Annotated in this window: 25 protein-coding genes; 14 read left to right on the forward strand and 11 right to left on the reverse strand. The window is 45.5% G+C overall.

The features are described 5' to 3' along the window. The first annotated feature begins 27 nt into the window (after nt 1-27). The 7 genes from cobT (at nt 28) to btuD (ending at nt 6,182) form a co-directional block, all read left to right on the forward strand. Complete coding sequence (gene cobT / locus NB504_RS15895) at nt 28-1,056, forward strand: nicotinate-nucleotide--dimethylbenzimidazole phosphoribosyltransferase (protein WP_258429281.1); 1,029 nt, start codon at nt 28-30, stop codon at nt 1,054-1,056. Next, on the forward strand, nt 1,056-1,856 hold the full coding sequence (locus NB504_RS15900) for an adenosylcobinamide-GDP ribazoletransferase (RefSeq protein WP_017048661.1): 801 nt from the start codon (nt 1,056-1,058) through the stop codon (nt 1,854-1,856). Before cobT ends, NB504_RS15900 begins: the two co-directional genes overlap by 1 nt. Beyond that, on the forward strand, nt 1,856-2,455 hold the full coding sequence (gene cobU / locus NB504_RS15905; protein WP_094133604.1) for a bifunctional adenosylcobinamide kinase/adenosylcobinamide-phosphate guanylyltransferase: 600 nt from the start codon (nt 1,856-1,858) through the stop codon (nt 2,453-2,455). Before NB504_RS15900 ends, cobU begins: the two co-directional genes overlap by 1 nt. Further along, nucleotides 2,452-3,054 carry a histidine phosphatase family protein gene (locus tag NB504_RS15910; RefSeq protein ID WP_047691735.1) on the forward strand — a complete coding sequence of 201 codons (603 nt, stop codon included), beginning with the start codon at nt 2,452-2,454 and terminating at the stop codon, nt 3,052-3,054. The genes cobU and NB504_RS15910 overlap by 4 nt, the downstream gene beginning before the upstream one ends. 222 nt (nt 3,055-3,276) lie before the next feature. Continuing rightward, nucleotides 3,277-4,305 (forward strand): succinylglutamate desuccinylase, encoded by a 1,029-nt coding sequence (locus NB504_RS15915; RefSeq protein WP_258429282.1) that lies wholly within the window; start codon nt 3,277-3,279, stop codon nt 4,303-4,305. Nucleotides 4,306-4,444: 139 nt separating this feature from the next. Further along, nucleotides 4,445-5,440, forward strand: coding sequence for a vitamin B12 ABC transporter permease BtuC (gene btuC, locus NB504_RS15920; RefSeq protein ID WP_029388300.1), 996 nt, complete (start codon nt 4,445-4,447; stop codon nt 5,438-5,440). Beyond that, nucleotides 5,427-6,182 (forward strand): vitamin B12 ABC transporter ATP-binding protein BtuD, encoded by a 756-nt coding sequence (gene btuD / locus NB504_RS15925; RefSeq protein ID WP_017044830.1) that lies wholly within the window; start codon nt 5,427-5,429, stop codon nt 6,180-6,182. Before btuC ends, btuD begins: the two co-directional genes overlap by 14 nt. Nucleotides 6,183-6,409: 227 nt before the next feature. Here the strand turns inward: btuD and NB504_RS15930 are convergent, their stop codons facing one another. The 3 genes from NB504_RS15930 to NB504_RS15940 form a co-directional block, all read right to left on the reverse strand. Next, entirely contained in the window at nt 6,410-6,985 is a 576-nt protein-coding gene (locus NB504_RS15930) for a nucleoside triphosphate pyrophosphohydrolase family protein (RefSeq protein ID WP_010318603.1), read from the reverse strand. Between the two features lie 143 nt (nt 6,986-7,128). Continuing rightward, nucleotides 7,129-7,695, reverse strand: coding sequence for a DUF1415 domain-containing protein (locus NB504_RS15935; RefSeq protein ID WP_026027360.1), 567 nt, complete (start codon nt 7,693-7,695; stop codon nt 7,129-7,131). Nucleotides 7,696-7,764: 69 nt separating this feature from the next. Continuing rightward, nucleotides 7,765-8,979 carry an MFS transporter gene (locus NB504_RS15940; RefSeq protein WP_013856650.1) on the reverse strand — a complete coding sequence of 405 codons (1,215 nt, stop codon included), beginning with the start codon at nt 8,977-8,979 and terminating at the stop codon, nt 7,765-7,767. Between the two features lie 154 nt (nt 8,980-9,133). On the opposite strand from NB504_RS15940, the gene NB504_RS15945 reads away from it, so the two are divergent. Continuing rightward, nucleotides 9,134-10,003, forward strand: a complete 870-nt coding sequence (locus NB504_RS15945) for a LysR family transcriptional regulator (RefSeq protein WP_026027359.1) — start codon at nt 9,134-9,136, stop codon at nt 10,001-10,003. Between the two features lie 23 nt (nt 10,004-10,026). On the opposite strand, the gene NB504_RS15950 is transcribed toward NB504_RS15945, so the two are convergent. After that, the gene (locus NB504_RS15950; RefSeq protein ID WP_010318599.1) at nt 10,027-10,254 is read right to left on the reverse strand and encodes a glutaredoxin family protein; all 228 of its coding nucleotides are present in this window, start codon (nt 10,252-10,254) and stop codon (nt 10,027-10,029) included. Between the two features lie 165 nt (nt 10,255-10,419). Here NB504_RS15950 and NB504_RS15955 point away from each other — a divergent pair, with 165 nt between their 5' ends. The 3 genes from NB504_RS15955 (at nt 10,420) to NB504_RS15965 (ending at nt 12,241) form a co-directional block, all read left to right on the forward strand. Continuing rightward, the gene (locus NB504_RS15955) at nt 10,420-10,923 is read left to right on the forward strand and encodes a M48 family metallopeptidase (protein WP_258429283.1); all 504 of its coding nucleotides are present in this window, start codon (nt 10,420-10,422) and stop codon (nt 10,921-10,923) included. Continuing rightward, a complete protein-coding gene (gene rlmF, locus NB504_RS15960) occupies nt 10,923-11,957 on the forward strand; it encodes a 23S rRNA (adenine(1618)-N(6))-methyltransferase RlmF (protein ID WP_258429284.1) in 1,035 nt (344 codons plus the stop codon). Before NB504_RS15955 ends, rlmF begins: the two co-directional genes overlap by 1 nt. 62 nt (nt 11,958-12,019) lie before the next feature. Continuing rightward, nucleotides 12,020-12,241 (forward strand): hypothetical protein, encoded by a 222-nt coding sequence (locus tag NB504_RS15965; protein ID WP_017049140.1) that lies wholly within the window; start codon nt 12,020-12,022, stop codon nt 12,239-12,241. 22 nt (nt 12,242-12,263) lie between these two features. Here NB504_RS15965 and pilW read toward each other — a convergent pair whose 3' ends face one another. Beyond that, nucleotides 12,264-12,977 (reverse strand): type IV pilus biogenesis/stability protein PilW, encoded by a 714-nt coding sequence (pilW, locus tag NB504_RS15970; protein WP_017049141.1) that lies wholly within the window; start codon nt 12,975-12,977, stop codon nt 12,264-12,266. 145 nt (nt 12,978-13,122) lie between these two features. Continuing rightward, the gene (metA, locus tag NB504_RS15975; RefSeq protein ID WP_013856656.1) at nt 13,123-14,064 is read right to left on the reverse strand and encodes a homoserine O-succinyltransferase; all 942 of its coding nucleotides are present in this window, start codon (nt 14,062-14,064) and stop codon (nt 13,123-13,125) included. 137 nt (nt 14,065-14,201) lie between these two features. On the opposite strand from metA, the gene NB504_RS15980 reads away from it, so the two are divergent. Further along, a complete protein-coding gene (locus tag NB504_RS15980) occupies nt 14,202-14,576 on the forward strand; it encodes an ATP-binding protein (RefSeq protein ID WP_026028306.1) in 375 nt (124 codons plus the stop codon). 4 nt (nt 14,577-14,580) lie between these two features. On the opposite strand, the gene NB504_RS15985 is transcribed toward NB504_RS15980, so the two are convergent. The 5 genes from NB504_RS15985 to NB504_RS16005 form a co-directional block, all read right to left on the reverse strand. Then, entirely contained in the window at nt 14,581-15,717 is a 1,137-nt protein-coding gene (locus NB504_RS15985; protein WP_017044821.1) for an ABC transporter permease, read from the reverse strand. Next, nucleotides 15,710-16,858 (reverse strand): ABC transporter permease, encoded by a 1,149-nt coding sequence (locus NB504_RS15990; protein WP_017044820.1) that lies wholly within the window; start codon nt 16,856-16,858, stop codon nt 15,710-15,712. Before NB504_RS15990 ends, NB504_RS15985 begins: the two co-directional genes overlap by 8 nt. 5 nt (nt 16,859-16,863) lie before the next feature. Beyond that, the gene (locus NB504_RS15995; RefSeq protein WP_258429285.1) at nt 16,864-17,838 is read right to left on the reverse strand and encodes an HlyD family secretion protein; all 975 of its coding nucleotides are present in this window, start codon (nt 17,836-17,838) and stop codon (nt 16,864-16,866) included. Continuing rightward, the gene (locus tag NB504_RS16000; protein ID WP_094165042.1) at nt 17,835-19,271 is read right to left on the reverse strand and encodes a TolC family protein; all 1,437 of its coding nucleotides are present in this window, start codon (nt 19,269-19,271) and stop codon (nt 17,835-17,837) included. The genes NB504_RS15995 and NB504_RS16000 overlap by 4 nt, the downstream gene beginning before the upstream one ends. A 144-nt stretch (nt 19,272-19,415) precedes the next feature. Next, nucleotides 19,416-19,670 (reverse strand): hypothetical protein, encoded by a 255-nt coding sequence (locus tag NB504_RS16005; protein WP_013856662.1) that lies wholly within the window; start codon nt 19,668-19,670, stop codon nt 19,416-19,418. A 360-nt stretch (nt 19,671-20,030) separates the two neighbouring features. Between NB504_RS16005 and NB504_RS16010 the strand changes: the two genes are divergently transcribed. Together NB504_RS16010 and NB504_RS16015 are read left to right on the forward strand one after the other, a co-directional pair. Continuing rightward, nucleotides 20,031-21,650, forward strand: a complete 1,620-nt coding sequence (locus NB504_RS16010) for a sensor histidine kinase (protein WP_088732552.1) — start codon at nt 20,031-20,033, stop codon at nt 21,648-21,650. Next, nucleotides 21,647-22,327 (forward strand): response regulator, encoded by a 681-nt coding sequence (locus tag NB504_RS16015; protein ID WP_013856664.1) that lies wholly within the window; start codon nt 21,647-21,649, stop codon nt 22,325-22,327. The genes NB504_RS16010 and NB504_RS16015 overlap by 4 nt, the downstream gene beginning before the upstream one ends. Nucleotides 22,328-22,473: the final 146 nt, after the last annotated feature.

Genomic DNA, 22,473 nt, shown 5'->3' on the forward strand with positions numbered 1-22,473 from the left:
CTCTTTTCATGGAAGAGCCCAGAAGCAATGTTAAAACAAGATCATAGCCAAGCAATACAGCAAAGAATCGATCAAAAAACTAAACCGTTAGGAGCGTTGGGCCAACTTGAGTCATTAGCACACCAGCTCGCCTTAATCCAAAGTCAAAATCAGCCTCAGCCCACTCAGCAGATCACCATTCATAAGCCTACAGTATTGGTCTTTGCTGGCGATCACGGCATTGCAGATGAAGGCATTAGCATTGCGCCAAGCGCGGTGACTCAGCAAATGGTGCTTAACTTTCTGGCGGGTGGTGCGGCCATCAACTGTTTTTGTCGCAGCAATCAAGTCGAGATGAAAGTAATAGATTGCGGGATTTTACTCCCTGTAGAAAGCGACAATCCGCACTTTCTTGTGCAGCGCTTAGGTAGCCGAACGGAGAACTTTGCTCGCCAAGCGGCGATGTCTGTAGAGCAAGTGAAACAAGGGCTATTGCTAGGCAATCAGGCCGTGCAGCAGGTGATCCGTGCGGGGTCCAACATGGTGATGTTTGGTGAAATGGGCATTGGCAATACCAGTAGCGCTTCTGCGATATTAGCGGCACTTTCTAAACATTCTGTTGAACAGTGTGTTGGCTACGGCACTGGCATTTCAACACAGCAATATCAGAAAAAAATACAGTTGGTGAAGCAAGGCGTAACACGCTGCCGTGGTTTGGATCCAGAAACGGTCCTTGCGGAAGTAGGCGGCTTTGAAATTGTGCAAATGGTCGGAGCATTTTTAGGCGCTTACCAGCAGCAAACGCCGATTCTGGTGGATGGATTTATCGTCACGGTAGCCGCGTATGTGGCCACACTTATTGAACCGGATTGCCGCGAGTTGATGATTTTTGCTCATCAGTCCCATGAATCGGGCCACCAACGCGTATTTGAACAGTTAAACGCGACACCACTGCTTAATTTAGGGTTGAGGTTGGGTGAGGGAACGGGTGCTGTATTAGCGCTACCTTTGGTCAAAGCGGCCGCCGAGTTTTACAACACCATGGCCAGTTTTGCCGACGCAGGAGTGACAGTGTAATGCTGCGCGTTTTCGCTTATCAATTAGAGCTGTTCTGGTTGGCGTTGAGTTTTTTCTCGCGCCTTCCTATTCCTAACAATACGCCCTATTGCAGTGAACGAATGAACCGATCTGGGCGCTATTTTTCCTTGGTTGGTCTATTACTCGGCGCGATCTGCGGTGCCATCTACAGTGTGCTGATCCTGATTTTACCAAACGAGGTAAGCATCGCACTGACGATGGTGGCTAGTTTGCTATTAACAGGGGCGTTTCATGAAGATGGCTTAACTGACATGGCGGACGGCATTGGCGGAGGAATGACGGCTGAGCGCCGTTTGAGCATCATGAAAGATAGCCGCATTGGCACTTATGGTGCGGCCAGTTTAGTGATGGCGCTACTGTGTAAGTTTCTCTTTTTAGAGGCGCTACTTGGTTATGGCAACGTATTAATGGTGTGGGTGCTAGGCTACAGTTTTAGCCGTGCGATAGCGGCATCGTTGATTTTCGATATGCCGTATGTAAGCGATCTCGATAGCAGCAAAAGCAAGCCGCTAGCCAATAAACAAACCCTTCCAGAGCTCATTTTTCTACTGCTGTGCGGCTTAGCGCCTGCGTTATGGTTTGGTTGGCAGGTAAGCCTGAGCCTAGTATTGGTTGCTGTGGTTTTTCGTATTTTCTTCAAAGCTTGGTTGATGGCGCGTATTGGCGGTTTCACCGGAGATTGCCTTGGCGCTGCACAACAGATCATGGAACTGCTGATCTATCTGCTGCTTATTGTATTCGCTGGGTTGGGTTATTTGAGCATGGGAATGATTGAATAATGGTGCATTTGATTTTGGGTGGCGCGCGTAGCGGTAAGTCTTGTTTCGCTGAACAGGCCGCAAAGCAAGAACACCAAGCCCTGCTAATGCGGCTGCCGCAGGCTCAGCTTAACTATGTTGCCACCGCGATTGCGTTTGATGATGAAATGCAGGCAAGGATTGCTCACCACCAGCAGCAAAGAACGTCGGAATGGCAAGAGCACGAATGCCCTGAACAACTACCTGAGTTAATTGCCACTTTTTCGGCACATGATGTGGTATTGGTGGACTGCTTAACGCTGTGGCTGAATAACGTTATCTATAACCATGGCCAGCAAGCTCACGAAGCGGAGATAAAAAAGCGAGTCGAGCAACTCTGTTTTGCCGTTGAGCAAACGCCCGCCACTTTGGTTATCGTCGCTAACGAAGTGGGCCTTGGCGTGATCCCGATGGGGGAGATTTCGCGCTTATTTGTCGATAACGCGGGCTGGCTTAACCAAGCGCTAGCCAAGTTAGCAACCCGAGTGAGCTTTATTGCGGCGGGCTTACCGATTGTTTTAAAAGACATCGTTTTAAAAGACAGTGCTCTAAACGACACCGCTTTAAAAGGCTCACTATGATCAATCTCTATTTGATGCGCCACGGTAAAACCGTCGGTCGGCCTGCACTCAATGGTAAAACAGATGTGCTCGTTGAAGCGCATCGGCAAGAGCAGATCGCTCACACTTTGCTGAGATCCCCTTACTCCTTCTCAAACATCATTACTTCGCCGCTACGCCGTTGCCATGATTTAGCGCAGCAACTGGTTTTACAGCAGCCGAAATTGGATTACCAAATTGAGCCTGATTTCCAAGAGATGGATTTTGGTGACGTCGATGGCGTGGCCTTTGATGAACTGCAATCGATGTGGCCAGTAGTGGAAACTTTGTGGACCAATCCGGCCCAACATCAACTACCGAATGCAGAAAACTTGGCCGATTTTCATCAGCGTGTAACTCGTGCTTGGGAGGCTCAGATTAAAGAGATCAAGCAAGACACTTTAATCATCGCTCATGGTGGAACAATCAGAATGATACTTGCCAATGTTCTAGGCACTGATTGGCAAAACCAATATTGGTATAGTGTGTTGAATATCGACTATCAATCATTAACTCATATCCAAATAGGAAAAGATAACGCTAAGAATGTGAGTGTGAAGAGCATCGGAATTCAAATTTAGCACCGGGTGAGCATGCAGTAGAGTATGGAGTAACTATCAGATTTAATGATAGAATTCCCGGCAATTAACGCCGGCCTCTGGTTAAGCGTATTTTGTATAAGGTATTGAGACGATCGTTGATGAGTTAAGTTTACCCTTATCCATCTTGATAAGTGGGATCGCCTCAACATAAATTGCTTCTACAATTCATTAACATACCGCTGTGCAATAAAGGAGTAACGCATGACGAAGTCCCTTTTCCGCCAATCTTTCCTATTTGATAGTTTGGATTTAGACCAAGAAATGGTCACTGGCGAAATCAAAACGGCAGCTGGTATTACGCTTAAAGTGCTCTCGCGTGGAGTGCTCGAAGTGATTCCCGCTCATCTCAACGATGAGAGTAAGCACATCATTATTTCTTGCGGTATTCATGGTGACGAAACTGCGCCAATGGAATTAGTAAATAAGCTGGTGGATGATATTCAGTCAGGTTTTCAAGCGGTCCAACAGCGCTGCTTATTTATTGTGGCTCATCCTCAGGCGACGAATCAACATACCCGTTTCGTGCAAGAAAATTTGAACCGTTTATTTGATGATAAAAAGGGCAATACCTCCCTAGAAAGAGAGATTGCACAGCATCTCAAACAGACAGTGAAAGACTTTTTCGAACACACCGCTGAGCAAAACCGGTGGCATCTTGATTTGCACTGTGCGATTCGTCACTCCAAACATTATTCGTTTGCCGTCAGCCCCAAATCTCGCCATCCTGTCCGCAGCCGCGCACTGATGGCATTGATTGAAAGTGCGCATATCGAAGCGGTGCTGCTTTCAAATTCACCCTCGAGTACCTTCAGTTGGTACAGTGCAGAGAATTTTGCCGCGCAAGCTTTAACGCTTGAGCTGGGGCAAGTCGCACCTCTTGGTCAAAACAACCTAGAGCGATTAGTCGCGTTTGACTTAGCCATGCGCGATTTGGTAGCCAATGCGACACCTGAACACTTGCCAAGAAAGCCAACCATTTATCGTGTCAGCCGTACCATCGTCCGTTTGCATGACGATTTTGATTTCATGTTTGATGATAACGTCGAAAACTTCACCGCGTTTAAACATGGTGAGGTATTTGGTCATGATGGTGAAAAGCCACTCATGGCGAAAAATGAAGATGAAGCGATCGTATTTCCTAACCGAAAAGTGGCATTAGGCCAGCGCGCCGCGTTAATGGTGTGCAAAGTGGCGACACGCTATGAAGACGATCAATTGGTATACGATTAACCGATGGTACTTTTGGCTTGTTAATCTTTTGACCTGTTGACAAGGTTAACAGGCGATTGCTTTGGTATATCACTTTCTATTTAAATGGCTTAACGGTAAGGTTAGGCCATTATTGTTTCTCTTATTTACATATAAGCGCATGACGTTCAATCAGTTACTCTTAAAAAAACAGCGTCGCTGGCATTACGCCCTCTACGCTATGCTGGCATTGTTGATTACGATGAGTGCGTTTTATTTGATGGTGGGTGAACTCTTTATCAGCCCATTTCACACTTGGTCACCACTGGAATGGCAGTTAGTGACTGAACTTCGTGCTCCTCGTCTGCTCTCTGCCGTCATCATTGGTGCTTCACTAGCCGTATCAGGCGCGGCGCTGCAAGTGCTATTAGGGAATGTTTTGGCAGAGCCGGGCGTGCTTGGTATTTCTGGTGGCGCCAGTGTGGCGATGGTAGTGGTGCTGTTTTTCTTCCCTGCTTTGGCCTCACCTGAAATTTTCATGCTTTGTGCCGTAGCCGGTGCGATGGTGTTTACTCTTTTACTGGTCAGCATGGCTAAAGCGATGCGTTTAAGCACAACTCGCTTACTGTTGGTCGGTGTTGCGCTGGGTATTTTATCTGGTGCTGTGGTGACATGGGCGTTTTATTTCAGTAATGATCTCAGTTTAAGGCAACTGGTTTACTGGTTGATGGGCAGTATTGGTGGTGCAAGCTGGTATCAACATACGCTTTCATTAGCTGCGCTTCCTGTGATCATCTGGCTTGCTCTGCAAGGAAAAACGTTAGACAAACTGATGTTGGGCGAAACTCATGCAAAGCAGTTAGGTGTGGATGTGCATCGACTACGTTGGAAATTGATTTTTGCCGTGTCGCTGCTGGTAGGAGCTGCGGTGGCATTGGGCGGTGTGATCAGTTTTGTTGGGTTGGTTGTTCCGCATTTATTGCGTTTGGCGTTTGGTTCTGAAAACCGCTACCTTTTACCTATGTCGGCTCTGTTCGGCGCACTCTTACTGGTTTGCGCGGATACCGTTGCCAGAACGGCGCTTAATGCTGCTGAGCTTCCACTTGGTGTCGTCACTACCACCATTGGTGCGCCGATTTTTATTTGGATGTTGTTGAAAAACCATGATTCACGTTAATAGCCTGCAGGTTTCATCACGCTTATTGCCACTCTCTTTTACTTGCCAAGCGGGAGAGGTGCTGCATGTTATTGGGCCTAATGGCAGCGGAAAAAGCACTTTACTGTCGGCGTTAGCTGGCGTGACAGAGAGCCAAGGTGAGGTCTACATTGGTGATCTTCAGCTTTCAAGCGCATCGTTAGAGGCGCTGTCACTGCACCGAGCTTATTTGTCGCAAAACGACAAGCCTGTTTTTAATGTCGATGTTTATCAATATCTTGCCTTAGCGATCCCCAGTTGCGCCGATTTACATTCTCAGGCTGTTAATCAAGCCGTGGTTCATCTCACTCAACGATTGAATATTCAAGACAAATTGCATCGATCCATTCACCAACTGTCAGGCGGCGAATGGCAACGTGTCCGCTTGGCCGGTATTTGTTTGCAAATTTGGCCAACCTTAAACCCTTACGCGCAGTTATTGATATTAGATGAACCTGCGGCGCCTCTTGATATTGCTCAAGAAGGGTTGCTTTATCGTTTGATTGAAGAGGTTGCACAGCAAGGGATAGCGGTAGTGATGGCCAATCACGATCTCAATCGAACATTGCGCCATGCCGATCGCGCTCTGTTACTGCAAGATGGCGTATTGCAAAGTTCCGGCTCGGTTGAACAAGTATTAGAGAGCCAAGCGTTAAGTGCAGCGTTTCAGACTCAGGTGAAGCAGGTTGTTGTTGAAGGAAAGCCTTACCTTATCTTTGATTAAAAGCACAACTGTCGTGCAGTCAGCACACTTTTAGCGCATCAATGTGCTGAAGATAGAATGATAAAAATAGTAAGTCTATTAAAAACAAATGGTTAGGTTTTATGTGAAAGTTGGCACGCCAATCGCATTAATAGAATCGATACATTCTCGTTCTTGTTAGGCTTTTTATAAGTCTCTTAACCACCTTGCTCCCACAAGGTGGTTTTTTTATCTGAGTCTTTGCAAGGTTATTGCGTCAATGAAGCAAGGTCAGCAGGACGGTAATAGACTGATTTGAGCACTTTACCTTGGCGAATCGTTTTGCCTTCAGAGACAAAATCTTGTGCGCATTTAGCAATAATGTAGTCGCCTTTTTGTACGGCCATCAGCTCAATACCTTGTTCAGCATAGTAGGCTTGGGTATCGGCATACTCTTTTTCATTGCGACATACTTTACTCATGTTCGAGCTGTGTACTTCATCCCAGCATGGAATAAATTCGATGCCACGATTCACGGCAACATTGAGCAGAAGATCAATCAAATAGCTGATCGCTAAGTTGTCACTCACTTGGCTATGTCCTAGGTGGACTAAACGACCCATCAAAACGTACACAGTATCGATGATCGCATCCGCTTGTTCCGTTTTATTGTCAGCTTCAGCAAGTTCAGTCAACTCTTCAATCGCGAGCGAAGTATGCAACGTGTCAGCTTTATCGTTTAAGCTGCTGGCATCAGCAACGGGGAGATCAAAGGTGCTACGAAACTCGGTAATATCGCGGTAAAGATGATCGTAAATCTCTTGAGTAAGCTTGGATAAATGCATTATCTCGGTCCATTGGTTTGGTTAACAGGGATTGTGACGCGTAGTAACAAATTGATAGTAATAAACTGATAGTAAGAAAATGGATAGTAACAAACTGATGGCAAAGCTGCGACCCATGCCATCAGTTTGGTCAAAGAACAGGGTTACTTATTGAGAAACAAATAAGGAAACAGTTGGCGGCGTTCTTGGTCACTTAGAGCACTAACACGAGCGATATTGGTATCGGGAATCGCTTCTGGGTTAGGGTAGTGCTTGAGTACTTTTTCCATGCTCTCTTCGCGAATAAGATGGAAAATCGGGTACGGCGAACGGTTAGTTAGGTTTTCGTCATCTTCGGGGCGTGTGCCGCCAAAACAGTAGTGAGGGTGAAAGGTAGCGACTTGGAAGATGCCTTGCCAATCTTGTTGCGTAATTAATGCTTCGACCCAATCGATAAAAAAGTTGTACTCAAAAAAATCTTCGAGCATGTTTGGCACCACCACTAAGGTGGTCTCAAGAGACTGTGCCGAGCTGCCTTCTAACTCTAGCAATTGTTGCAAAATGTCTTGCAGCAATTGTTCTTCTGTATCGGCTTCACTGACGAAAATTTTGATCTGCTGGTTACGTTGTGGTTTTGCGGCGAAAGGGCAGAGATTTAAGCCAATCACCACATCGTTAAGCCACTGTTCGACTTCAGTTGTGATGGCGGTTTTATTTATCGTTACGCTCATAGTGCTTATCAAAACAGTCAATTTGGCGCAAGCATAACATGAGTCTTTTGATAAAGTGAGTGGATAACACTACTTGATCAATTCATGCAGCGGTTTGCGGTGCGCAAGGGCGCGGTCATCATGGCGCAATTTCCAACAGAGAAAAAACATCGCCACATACAACACCATTCCACCCGAAACCACCACCGCCCAACCGCCATTTTGCCAGCAATAGAGTAAGAAAAACCCGCCAAGGCTGCCACCTACATAGTAATGAACCAAATACAGAGCGGTCGCGGTTGCTTTTGCGCTGCTGGCCTTTTGGCTCACCCATGAATAGGCGAGCGTATGAGTAAAAAAGGCGCCGAAACTGATCAACATTAAACCGATCAGCATAAACGGGATTGATTCAACCAAGGCTAGCCACATCCCCGACAAACTGAGTAAGGCTCCCAACATCATGCCCGAAATGGCATTGTAGCGTTTTGTCCAGTTAGCGGTCAGTTTCGAGCTGAGTGTTCCCGCCAAATAACATAGGAAGATCAATGATGCTAAGCCAATCGGTAGCGAGTAGGGTTCGGCGACAAGCCGAAAGCCCATCACTGAGTAGAGATTAACAAACAGCGCGAAGTTAGTACCACCAATCAGCATCGCAAGCCACAGTGTGCGGTTAGAAAGATGTTTTACTAGCGCACGGTTGTGGTGAAAGAACAAGCCTCGTTGCGGTGTGAAATTGCGTTGAATGGGTAGTAACCACAGCACAATGATGGCGCATACGAAAGTGAGTATGGCAATCACAATCACGGCTTGTTGCCAGCCAAAGGCATCGGTCAATATACCGCCTAAAATTCGGCCGCTAATGCCACCTAATGAATTCGCAGCAATATAACCACCAATCGCTTGGCTAAATGCTTGAGGCGAAAGCTCCTCAGCCATGTAAGCCACGGCAACCGAAGCAAAGGCGGCCAATGCGACGCCCATTAGTGCACGTGTTAAAACCAGCACCCATAGCTGTTGGCTGATCAACATTAAGCTGCCGATTAATGGCATCATGAATAGCCCTAATAACATCACTTTGCGGCGGCCAAAGGATTCAGAGCTGATTGCCCAAGGGACTAAACTGACGGAGAGTGCGAGGGTTGATGCGGCAAATAACCAGTTAATTTGGGTTTCTGAAACCGCAAAATGCGTAGCAAGGTAGGGCAACATTGGCTGAAAAAGATAGAGATTACAAAAGACTAAGAACGAGCCGAGCGCAAGTCCCCAAGTGACTTTTCGGTATTCTTTACTGCCAATTTCGATCATGATTACGCTTCACTTACGTTATATATCTGTGATCACAGTAGCAGTGGCTTGGTGATTAATAAAATATATTAAAAATATCGTCGTGATATATAAAATATATCCCAACCTCGTTGGACGAATCTCGCTTCGTTTGATTTTGTGGAACCATAACGCTATGGATACTCGCCATCTAAAACATTTTTCGGCTGTGGTTCAGTGCGGCAGCTTTACTTTAGCAGCCCAGCAACTGCACATTGCGCAGCCAGCACTCAGTATTTCGATTAAAAAATTTGAGCAGCAATTAGGGGTTGTTTTGCTAAAAAGAGATGAGCGAAAAGTGACGCTGACCCATGAAGGGCAAGTGTTATATGAACACGCCACTCGTATTTTGCAGCAACTTGAAGATGCACAATTGGCGATGGATGAGCTTAAAGGGCTCGTCAAAGGTGAAGTGAGGCTCGGCGCGCCGAGCATGATGGGATCCTATTTTTTTCCAGAAATTGTAATGGCTTTTAAAAGTCACTTTCCCTTGCTAAAAATGACGGTGATAGAAGCGGGAACTCAGTCGATTAGAAAAATGTTGCTCAGTGGTGAGCTAGATATTGGCGTGATCCTCAATCATGATCTTCCTCCGGATTTAGAGGTTGATCCCCTCTTATCATCGCAAATGGTGGCGGTAGTGGGGAAAGAACATGAGTTAGCACAACGAGAATCGATAGATTTTAAGACCTTTTTTGAGCATGAATTGGTAATGTTTAAGCCCGGTTATTTCCACCGCGACTTCATTGATAAAGTGTGTAAAGAGCATAAGCTCAGCGCACATTTCTCTTTTGAAACCAATCTGTTGCCAATGATTTTAAGTATTGTCAAACATGAGTACGCAGTGACTGCGTTGTTAGAGCTTGTGACGGAGCATGAACCGGATGTACGAGCGATCCCTTTTGAACCGCCAGTCTGGTTAGATTTAGCCCTCGCATGGCGCAAAGAGGGCTATTTGTCTAATGCCGACCGTACTTTTATTGAATTTGTGAAACAGTACGTGTGAAAGGGGCGATGTGTATCGTTCGATTAACTTTGATAGATTTTTTCAAAGTTGTTTGGGTTCCAGCCAATCATAATTCGATCACCAATTTTTAAAGCCGGTACACTGCGCGCGCCGATCGCATCCAGTTCCTTCCGGCCGCGTTGCATTTTTGCGTTACATAAGCGGTAGGGGATCTGTTTGGCGTCAAGATAGCGCTGAGCATCTTTACAGTGCGGGCATTTATCTTTGACGTAGAGCACAATACGTTTCATCCAATTCACTCATTAACCGAACATAAAGGGCGGCAAGTTTACCCACCGAGGCGCTGAGTTTCAACTCTCTCGGATGCGAAGCCTTGCTCCTTGTGATTGGAAAGATGAAACGCAGGCTTGATTCAGTTACACTTAGCGCCTTTTTTATGAGTCAGTTGCTGGGCTATGCATCCATCTTTTCGTTACATACAAAACTATCCGCCTCATCTCGTGTCACAAGTTGAACAGTTGATCACGGCCAGTAAATTCGTTAGCTGGTTTGAGCAACGCTACCCACAGCGCCATTCGATTCAAAGTGAAAAAGCGTTGTTTAACTACGCGATTGATCTCAAAAATCAATACATGAAGAAAACGGCGCCGATCAGTAAAGTGGTGTACGACAATAAAATCCACATTATTAATAACGCACTAGGGTTGCACAGTTATGTTGCCAAAGTGCATGGTGGGAAAATCAAATCTAGAAATGAGATCCGCATAGCGAGCATGTTTAAAGAAGCACCGGAGCCGCTGTTGCGCATGCTAGTGGTACATGAGCTGGCTCACATCAAAGAGAAAGAGCATAACAAGGCCTTCTATCAACTGTGTTGCCATATGGAACCGAATTATCATCAGCTCGAGTTTGATGCACGATTGTTTATGATGTATCTCGATTTAAAAGAGGAGCAGTAATGTCAGCCAAAGCGAAGCCGCAGAAAAGCCAACCAGAAGCGAGCCATAAAAAACCTGCGTTAAAAGCAAAGCAGGGGTTACATCCTCGTAATCAGCATCAAGGACAATACGATTTCCCCGCGCTGATTAATACACTGCCTGCTTTGAAGCCCTTTGTTATTCGCAACCCGAGTGGTGAACCGAGCATCAATTTCTCCGATGCGATGGCGGTGAAAATGCTCAACAAAGCGTTATTGGCACATCATTATCATGTGACCCATTGGGATATTCCCGCTGGGTATTTGTGCCCGCCGATCCCCGGTCGAGCTGATTATATTCATCGCGTGGCCGATCTGCTGCTAGATGAGTGCCCATCAATCAAGCATGAAAAGGTTCAAGCACTTGATATTGGGGTCGGAGCGAACTGTATTTATCCGATAGTGGGTGTGGCAGAGTACGGCTGGCGCTATGTTGGTAGCGATATTGATCCTATCTCTATTAAATCCGCCAATCTGGTGGTTAATGGCAATGCTTCGCTCAATGGGCGTATTGAATGCCGTTTGCAGAGTGATGCAAAACATATTTTTAAGCAGATTATTCAAGAAAATGAGCGTTACGATCTCACCACGTGCAACCCGCCTTTTCATGCATCACAACTACAGGCGCAGCAAGGCAGCGAACGTAAGTTGAAAAATTTACAGCGTAATCGAGTCAAAAAAGGTCAAGAAATTGTGGGGCAAGACGCTAACAGAAGTAAGGCGGTCACGCTCAACTTTGGTGGACAAAAAGCTGAGTTATGGTGCCCCGGTGGTGAAGCTGCCTTTATTAAAAACATGGCCTTTGAAAGTCAACACTACGCTCAGCAAGTGCTGTGGTTCACCACATTGATCTCTAAAAAAGAGAATGTACGTTGGATGCAAAAACAGTTAGATAAAGTGGGTGCTGCAGTGGTGAAGGTTGTTGAAATGCAACAAGGGCAAAAAGTGAGTCGATTCATCGCATGGAGTTTCCAAAATGACAGTCAACGCAAACAATGGTTAGCGGCAAAGTGCTAGGCTGACTTCGTTGATTGACTATATTGGTCAGTGAGTTGAGATAGCAATAGAAGGAGTAAGGTATGGACTTTGACCTTTATTTACCTTGCCAACCCGGATGGATCTGCCAGCCCTTCGCTTATCTGTTTGCCTTGCTTGCGATGATTGGGCTTGGGTTTTTTATTCGTATTATCTATCGCGAATATCAAAAAATTCAGCGCGCTCAGAAAGTCAGACGTCTTCGCCGTATCCACTATCGTGACCGTACTGGTGGCAAAGACGGTAGACCCACCAATATCAAATAACCCTTGCCCTAGTAATACGATGTTAGGAAAAGGTATCGAGCGCCGCTTGATATTTTTTCTCTAACGCTTTATTTCCTGCCTTTTTCTCTAACTCTACCAATAATTGAAGCGATGTTTTTTGGTTACCGTAGCGCTGATTAAATTGCATCAAGCGGATGCGAGCTTGCGTGTATTGTTGAGCGTCAATTTCCAATTTAGCTAATTGCAGCAATGAACGAGCTCGATTAGGGTCATGGTCTAATGTTTTTGCAAAATAGTAGTGCGCTTGTTCTTTATCGCCAGATTTTAACGCGCAAAAGGCTGCGTTCTCATAGCTTGCAGGGACAAGGTAATAATAGGGTTGAGCAATGGCGCGGTTAAAATATTCATCGGCTTTTTGATATTCGCCCTGCTTGCACAAAAATGTGCCGTAGTTATTGAGAATATTGCCATTTTTGGGATGGGCGCGAAGCGCGGTTTGATAGGTTTTACGTGCGGCCTCTGTTTCACCGACAGTTTCGTAGTAGTGAGCCATCGCAAGTTGCGATCGATAGTAAGTTGGCGCATGTTGTGTGGCTTTTTCTAGGTTCTCACGCGCTTTGCTCATGTTGCCATTTTCTAAATAGCCTAGGCCGAGCGCAATGCGAGATTCGGCCATTTCAACCGGATCCGCTTTTACTTCAGGCTCACCTTTTTCGTTCACGGTGACACAGGCCGATAACGTGAACATTATCAATATCATCAGTACTTTTTTCATTATCTGCAGCTCCTAAATCGCTTAGACGCATGATAAGGAAATCAGAAGATCGAGGGGGAAAGAGCAGAGAAGAATGCGAGTCAGTATGCACTATGTTTGATTAAAACCTGAACACCTCATTACTGAGATGATCAGGCATGAAACACTAATCGTCTTTGGTAAATTTATCTTCGCTAAAGTGTTCAAGGTCGTAAGGTGTTTGTTGGTAAACACAGTAGTTTAACCAGTTTGCAAACAGCAAGTGACCGTGGCTTCGCCAACTGGCGACTGGTTTATTATCTGGATTATCATTGGGGTAGTAGTTGACTGGGATTGCGGGTTCCATCCCTTCACCTAAATCTCGAATATATTCACCATGCAGTGTATGTGCGTCGTACTCAGGGTGACCTGTGACAAACACGTTACGTTTGTCTTTGGTTGAGGCTAAATACACACCCGCAACATCAGAGGTGGCGAGAATATCTAAATTTGTATGTTCGGCTAAGTATTCTGGTGAGAAATCAGCATAACGAGAATGGGGAGCTAAAAAGGTGTCGTCAAAGCCGCGTAATATCGGATGAAAGGGATGGTGGATTTCATGATGATAAACGCCCGATAATTTTTCTTTGCGAGTTCGTTTGGGCAGATTGTAGAGCAGTTTTAGCCCCGCTTGCGCTGCCCAGCAAACGTAGAGTGTGGAAGTGACGTGATTTTTAGCCCATTCCATCACGCTTTTTAAGTGTTCCCAATAAATCACATCTTCAAATTGGACCAACCCCAAAGGTGCTCCGGTGATGATGAGCCCGTCGAAGTTGCGATTTTTTACCATCTCAAATTGACGGTAAAAGTTCTCCAAATGCTCAGTGGGGGTATTTTTACTTGGGCGCTCATCAATTCTCAGTAATTCAATATCCACTTGCAGCGGAGTATTGGATAACAGGCGCAAAAACTGAGTCTCGGTTTCGATTTTCTTCGGCATTAAATTCAAAATCAAAACTTTCAATGGACGAATGCCCTGTGTGGCGGCACGTGTTTCTGACATCACGAAAATGTTCTCATGACGCAGTACATCACCGGCAGGCAGTTGGTCGGGGATCTTAATCGGCACAGCTTTCTCCCTAAGCTATTTTTGGACGTCTATACTGCCGAACTTAACTCAATCAAAACCAGATGTCGATAGCAAAATGAATCTTGCTGTGAAATTGGTTACTATTGGATATCCGTTTACTTACCTGTTGGATACACATGGCGCTAACCTTAACTTTGATCAGGGGATTACCCGGCTCAGGCAAAAGCACCTTAGCAAGGACGCTACATGCAAAGCATTTTGAAGCGGATATGTATTTTATCAATGAGAAAGGCAACTATTGTTATCAGCCAGATAAAATCGAGCAAGCTCATCGGTGGTGTCAACAGCAAGTGGAGCGCTGTTTAGCGCAAGGTGAGGATGTTGTTGTGGCGAATACTTTTGTTCGACAGTGGGAGATGCGAGCTTACCGGCAGTTGGCTAAACGTTACCATGCAACCTTAGTGATTAATGTTTGCCGTGCGCAGTACCAGAATGTTCATGGTATCGATGATGCCACTGTTGAGCGTATGCGTCAGCAGTGGCAGGAATGATTAATTAACGCTTCCGCTGGAGTTGGTAAAAGGCAAGGGCTCCCCAACCAAACACTTGCACCCACAAGAGCCCCCACTGAGTGCTGATTTGATCCCATGATGCGCCCATTTGGTTCAAACTGAGAAAACTCTGAATGGCAGGCGTACTTGGAAAGAGGTTGGATATCCAAATGATAGGGCGTGGAATTGCTTCTAACGGCCAAATAAAACCAGCTGAAAAAATCAGTGGCATTGAGCTGATTAATACCACTAACGTCACCAATTCTCGCCGCGGTGTAACTGAACCAAGCCAAATGCCGCATAGGCAAGAGGCCAGTAAGAAAGGCAGTAGAAGTAGCAATAAATGCCCCGCACTGGCGAGGGTGTTGACACCATGTGAGGTAAAACTGGCACCAAAATAGTACATGCTGAGTAGATAATAAACAGCAACAAGGACAATGCTGCGTACCAATATTAATCGTAGCGGTGTGGTATGACTCCAATAGCCATTTCCGTGCTTTTGTGTTCCGCCCATTAATCCTGCCGCCATGATCATGGTTTGTTGTAAGATCAAAACAAACACCGCTGGGACAACGTAATCAACATAACCCATGCGTGGGTTAAAGGTCGGTTTTAGGTTGATGCTTGTGGCGGAATAGTGCTGAGCGGCCAGAGAAAGCGGTTCTCCTTCCATCACTAAACGTGACACTTTACTTTTCGCGGCTAAGGTTCCACCAGCTTGCGATAAGCCCTCAACGATGGTGCCGTACACTAGAAAGTAAGAGGCATCGCCAGCGTAGGCCAGTGTTGGACTTTTCCCAAGCAGTAGGTCTTTATAAAAATGTTCAGGAATCACTAAAATACCGCTAACTTTGCGGTTAAGAAAAGCCTGCTTGGCATCTTCAATGGTACTGTCTCGTTGAATCACTTTGACTTGTGGCGTTGCGTCAACCATGCGTTCTAGTTGGTAACTGGCTTGGCTTTTATCGAGATTGACAATCGAGAGTGTCTGCTCGCGTGGAGTTTGCTGCGTATAAGGCAAAGGGTATAAAAAGGAGTAAAAAACCACGCCACCAAAGACAGTCAACAGCACCACAGGGTTAGTGAATAGCGCTTTTAGCTCTGCTTTAAGTAGAGCAATGAATCGCGTAGTTTCAGTCATGGTTGATTCGCTCGGCTTGCTTGTGTTTACGGATAAGAATCAAAGTGAGCAGCAGCGGCAATGCATAGCCCAGCATTGGCACTAAATACTTAAGTGATGACAGCAATTCAGCGTTATAACTCACTTGGCTTACTTGCACTTCAATGTAGTGACTCACTGGCAGCAGGCTTCGCCACCACTGCGCTAGAGTATTCATATCCGTCACTGGGAACGTAATGCCCATAAACGCAAAACTTGGTGCGGTAAAAGCGCCAGCAAAACTCATTGCTCTTGCCGGATCGAGTGTTAGAAAGAAAAAGAGTGCGCCCATGATCATACAGGCGAGCGTCATTGCAAGTTGTGCGATAATCAATAGAGCAAAACTGCCGTGCATTGGCCACATTAATATTTGATAAAACCAGATTAAAAAACCAATCCCTTGCAGCATAAAAATCGGCAGATAACGCATCAATGTTAGCGTTAAAATTCGTAATGGCTTTTCTCCAAGCCACGTTTGCAAACCAAAGTGACGATGGTTTGCTGCCAAAATCATAATGGTACTGACCACGACAACGATTTGCCAAAGAGCGGGTACAACCGCCGAGACTAAAAATTGCGCATAGTTTGTATTGAGATTAAACAGGGGCGTAATCTGTGTCCTGATTGGTACGGCTCGCCCCATCGCACTCAATGTGGTTTGTTGGCTAGTCGCTAGGTTTTTTACGACATCCACTTGGGCATTGAACGTACTTTGTGCTTGAACAATAGCAGAGTTGATCAATCGTCCAACCAAAATGTATTGGCTATTGAAGAAGGTCGATACTTGTGGCTGCTCACCACGAAATATTGATTTATCAAATTGATATGGAATGACAACGTACGCGTAAATGTCACTTTCAATTAACGCAGTTTTGGCTTGATTGACATCTTGGAACTGGTGCGTGACTGCCATGGTCGAGGTTGCATCGAAATCTCTTATCAATTGACGTGATAATTGGCTGTGAGACAAATCGACCACGCCAATCGGCAGATCGCGCACTATCCCTTGTGAGAAAATCCACCAAATACTGAATGCCAATACTATTGGTATCCAGCTTAGGCTAGACAATAGCCAAGGGTCATGGCGCAGCAGAGGCCATTGAGGGCGAACCTGAATCGACATAAGGCTTATAGCTCAACCACTAAACTCATTCCCATACGCAAACCTTCGACAGGTGTGGTAGGGCGAGCTTCGATTTCAAAGGTGCGTAAATCAAACCCTTGTGAGGCGTCTGTTGATCGCCATGTGGCGAAATCACCCATCACTGCAATGTGGGAAACGATAAATTCTACTTTGGCTTCTAAAGCAGGTAAGTAAGCCGTAAATGTTGTGCCTTTCGTAAAATGCTTGAGTTGATCTTCGCGTACGTTGAGCACCGCCCATGAGTCTTGGGTATCCACGACAGTGACGACAGGGAAGCCCTGTGGAGCCAGTTCGCGGCTTTGCAGCAGTACTTGGGACACTTCACCGTCAAACCAACTCTCAATTTTAGTGTCCGCGGCATAAGCTTCAACTTCCGCTACGGCACCAGCAGCCATACGTTCTTTTTCCGCGGCAGCGAGTTTAGTTTCAGAGCGTGCGCCTTCTTTGGTCATTTGATACATCTGAAAAGCGGCGCTTTCAGTATATTTAGCGGCCTGCCATTGGGTATTCGCTTCATCACGCTTTTGTTCAGCGACGACACCATCACGGTAAAGATTATTGACACGCAAATAGGTCTTTTCCATTAAATCCGCTGCGGCTTTGGCTTTAAGCCATTGATCTTTTGCCGCTTGGATCTGCTGATCGCGTGCGCCTGTTTCTGCTTCTTTAGCCAGTGCGCCCGCCGCTTTTTGACCCGCAATCGCTTGATCTAATTTAGCTTCAATTTCAGGGCTGTGCAGCGTGAAAATGAGCTGGCCACGTTCAACGCTATCGCCTTTGCGCACCAGTACCTGATCAATACGGCCGGGAACTTTCGAAGAGATACTGTATTGCTGAGATTCAATTTGACCTTGTAAGCGGACAGGTTTAGGTTGCGATGCTTGGTAAAAGCGATAGCCTACCCAAGAGATCGCCACCACAGCAGCAAGAGCAATCAGTGTTGGTTTTACGGCTTTCATAAGGCATCCTTTTGAGCAGGTGATTCGTGAGTCATTGATGAGTGCAACAAAATCGCTGATTGTGTGTAGATAGGGAAAGTATTCATTTCACTGGTCAATGCCAGTAACTTATTTAAAGAAAGTAAGTAGTTGAAGCTGGCTAATGACTGTTGCGTTTTTATACTAGCAAGGTAGAGCTCTGCATCCACCACATCTAAAGACGTTGCTAAACCCTGACTGAATGCCTTTTGGCGCAGGTTCAGGTTTTCATTAGCCAGTGTGAGACTTGAGTTTAGTCCCATCACTTCTTCCAATGCTTGTTCGGCTTCTAAATAGGTTTTTTCCACCAACACGCTCAAATCTTGCTTAGCTTGCGCCTTTAAGTAACGTACTTGTGAGACTGCGCTGTGCGCTGCTTTGACTTGATCGCTGCGACCCGATGTTTCAATTAACGGAATGTTGACCCCAACACCCACTAACCAATCCGGCTTCATTTGGCTGGCCAGCGAATCGTCTTCATGTAGGCTGTAATCACCGTAAAGGTAGACTTCTGGATAGTATTTGCCTTTTTCAGCTTTGATCAAGCTGCTTGCTTGCTTTTCTTTTGCTTCAAGTAGTGCCAAGCCCGGATAGGTATTGAGCGTTTGCTCCACAAAAACAGAGAGCGGCGGTAAACGGTCATTGACAAACAGTGAACCACTTGGCTCGACTTTTTCTGTTTGACCTAGAATTTGGGTTAGTGCGCTTTGGGCAATATCTAAGGTTTTTTGTGCTTTTTTGCGTTCAACCGTTGCTTTATCTAATGAGGCTTCAGCTTGTAGCCGTTCCACATGGGCAATTTGTCCTTGTTGCTCTAACTTTAGTGCATTATCACGGTGCTTGGTTAACCCTTGCTCAACGGCTTGGCGAGTCACTAAAACCTCTTTTGCCAAAAGAACACTAAAGTAATATTTGCTCAAGTCTTCATAGCGCGCTTGTGTTTCCATTGCGAGCTGGCTTTGTGCTTCTTCTTTTTTACCTTCCGCAGCGGCTTGTGCGGCGCTGATCCGTCCGCCCGTAAAAATGGGCCAAATAGCGCGAATCGAAGAGCTGAAAATATCTCGTTCGGTGATGGTTGATGTGATGGAGCCAGCACTGGCCAGTATCGGTCCTAAATCTGGCCCCAAAGATGATGGGACAGATTGCCCAGTGCTATCGAATATCTGCTTTCCTGACAAAGTAACATCTTGGTCTAAACGCGTGTAGTTTGCACCAATAGAAACAGCAGGCAAATTAAGACTGTCTGTGGAATTTTCAATATGCTGATAACGTTCGACATTTGCTCGCCCAGCGGCAAGTGAATTATTGCTCTGTTGCAAAAGATCCCATGCTTGTTGAAAGGAAATCGGCGCGGCGAAAGAAGGGGCTGCACCAAGCAGAGTAAAGACGAATAGGCTGAGTGTTTTCGCTTTCATGCTAAGCTCGAGTAATAGTAATTAGAGTTAATGCTCTAGTTTTTTGCTGCGGAAGTCAACAGTGCGATGGGTTGAAATGTCGAAACAACAGCAAGTGATATGCGCTAGCATGAAGCGCATATCACCAAAATTCAATATTTAAATTTAATACTTATGGTAAGAAGGGCAGAGATAATCGGCCCGCCAAACCAATTTTTTACTACCTCTCACGTTTGTACTACCTTGCATCGTGGTCAGCACGTCCTTACCCGACATCTGCGGGAAAGCGAGTAGCACTCTCAGGTCATCATTTGACTCAGTCGCTATTTCTTCATAAGCCCGAACGTGAGTAAAGGTTGACTGTAAATGGTTAAACAGCATATCTCGGGAAAGGCAAATTCCAAAGGCATCGCGTTTCATTGTAAGTGTCCTTCTGACAATGTTATGAATGGAATCGATAGCAATTGGTATGGTTATTATAGGGCTATCTTTTTGTGAGGTTTCCTCATCATCTTCTTCACTGCACAATTAGTATACAAATGCTTTTGCATTATAAGATAAAATTTTTCTAAAATAGGCGTGATATAGATCACGAAATAACCATGATAATTTTTTATAAAACCTTGTGCATATTCTGCTTGGCAAGTCTTCGAAGTAGATTGCAATAAAACGAACCAAAATGGTGCGTGGAATGCGTAGTATTGTTCACAGTTATTCGTTTCTCTCTTCGCTCAAATGTTAAATAAGTGTTAGCTTGTATGCAGAGTTAAAGAGGGATTTATGGTGTGGAGTAGTATCAGTTTTCGTAAGCGTATGCTGATCATAATGACCCTTTCAGGGTTGATTGAATTACTGCTGTTAGTTGCCGCTGGTTTTGTGTACATCAAACATTCTCAAGAAGAAGAGATGGGCTTAAAGGCCTTAGGGGTTGCTTCATTTCTTGCTCAAACTCCATCAGTGGTCGATATGCTTGAATCTGGTAGTGGGGTGGATCACCAACAGCGTTATCGAGAGTTAACAAAATTAATCGGTGCAACCTTCATTGTTATCGGCGATCAACATGGGATCCGCTTAGTCCATCCTGTTGATGAACGAATTGGTCTTCCCATGAAAGGGGGAGATAATGATCAAGCTTTGCTACATGGTGAGTCATACGTTTCTTTTGCTCAGGGTTCATTGGGCAAATCCGTGCGTGGAAAATCGGCGGTAAAAAATGCCCAAGGACAAATCGTTGGTGTGGTGTCAGTTGGTTACTTAATAGAACGACTACAAGATAAAATTGAACCTTTTCTCATCTACCTAATTGGGATGGCACTGCTGGTAGTGCTGGCGAATGCTGTACTTTCCAGCTACGCCTCACGCCGTTTTCAGAAAGCGATACTCGGTTTTGAACCAGAAGAGATTGGCCGATTGTATGTCGAACTCGATGTCACCATGAGTACCTTAAAGGAAGGAATTTTAAGTATTGATGAGGCGGGTATTCTTCGTTCCATTAATAAAAGTGCGTGTGAGATTTTGGCGATTAACCGAGAGAAAGCGCTTAATCAGCCACTTTCTCTGTTTCTGCCTGAAAGTGATCTCATGAGTGTTATTGAAAATGGCACGCCTGATCACGACATCGAGCTGTACCTCAATCAACAACGTCTGATCGCCAATCGAAGTCCGATTATTGTTGACGGTAAAGTGGTTGGTGCGGTGTCCAGCTTCCGCCTCCGAGATGAAATCAACGAGTTAACCGAGCAACTCTCCCAAACCAAAGAGTATGCTGAAATGCTGCGCTCTCAAACTCACGAACATCGCAACAAACTCAACACCATCAGTGGGCTTGTACAGATGGGAGAGCTGGAAGCGGTTCAGCATTTAATCGGCCAAGAAACGGCTCATTACCAATCGCTCATTGAATTTCTACGCGAGACAGTTAGAGATCCACTCATTGCCGGAATGCTGCTGGGTAAAACTGAGCGAGCTCGTGAACTTGGTTTGGAGTTAGTCGTTGAAGAGGGATCGCGTCTAGAACCTTTGCCGCAGCGTATTAATGCTGAAGATATCGTCACTATTTTGGGTAACCTGATTGACAATGCATTTGATGCGACACTCACGATGATCCGCAATGAAAAACGGGTGACACAAGAACGACGCATCATTGAAGTGTCACTCAGCGATTATGGTGCCGAAATTATTCTTGAAGTGGATGATAAAGGGTGTGGTTTACCCGAACAAATGTCGCCACAGCAATTATGGCAAAAGGGAGTATCTAGCAAAGCAAAACATAACCGAGGTGTGGGTTTACACCTGGTAAAACAGTTAGCTGATCGCTATCAAGGGCAGCTAGAAATGAAAAGTAATCAAGATGTTGGAACAAGAGTTACGGTTTATCTGCCTAAGGAAGAACAAGTATGAATACCCGTGTCATGATCATTGAAGATGATATCGCGATTGCGCAATTACATCATCGTTACCTGACACAAATTGAGGGATTTGAAGTCATTGGCATTGCAACGACTCACGCCGATGCCCAATTGCAGTTAGATATCCTCAAACCCGATTTAGTATTGCTGGATGTTTATCTACCGGATGGTACGGGGCTCGATCTCTTACAGAAAGTTCGAGGCAATAACCAAGGCTGTGATGTAATTTTGATTACTGCAGCGCGCGATGTTGAAACGCTACAACAGGCAATGCGTGGTGGCGTAGTTGATTACTTGCTCAAGCCAGTCATGTTTCCCCGTCTTGAATCGGCATTGAAGAAATACCAAACCCAACAATTAGAGCTGGGCTCCGTGGCTGATGTTGACCAAAACGTAGTTGATAAAATGTTGACAGCCAATACCAGTGAGCTTCCCACTCATCTGCGTCTTCCCAAAGGAATTGATGGGGTTACGCTAGACAAAATACGCCATCTTTTTAATACACCATGCAGTTTGACCGCGGACGAAGCGGGAGAAAAAATTGGCGCAAGTCGAACCACGGCAAGGCGTTATCTGGAATATTTAATCAGCAGTGGTGAGCTAACCGCCGACTTAAATTACGGCACGGTTGGTCGCCCGGAGCGTTGCTATAAAAAAGTTGTGCGTTAGGCCGAGAGATTTAATGGGTTAACCGCATGAAATTTAATGCTATTTAATCACGTCGTTCGTATTGTTGATGATGAATGCTTGCGATCAACTAGACGGCGTTTCAAACCCCATCTAAAGTTTAAGGACAAAAGGCAGATAACATCATG

Source organism: Vibrio sp. RM-69-4 (genome assembly GCF_024743775.1).
GTDB lineage: Bacteria > Pseudomonadota > Gammaproteobacteria > Enterobacterales > Vibrionaceae > Vibrio > Vibrio anguillarum.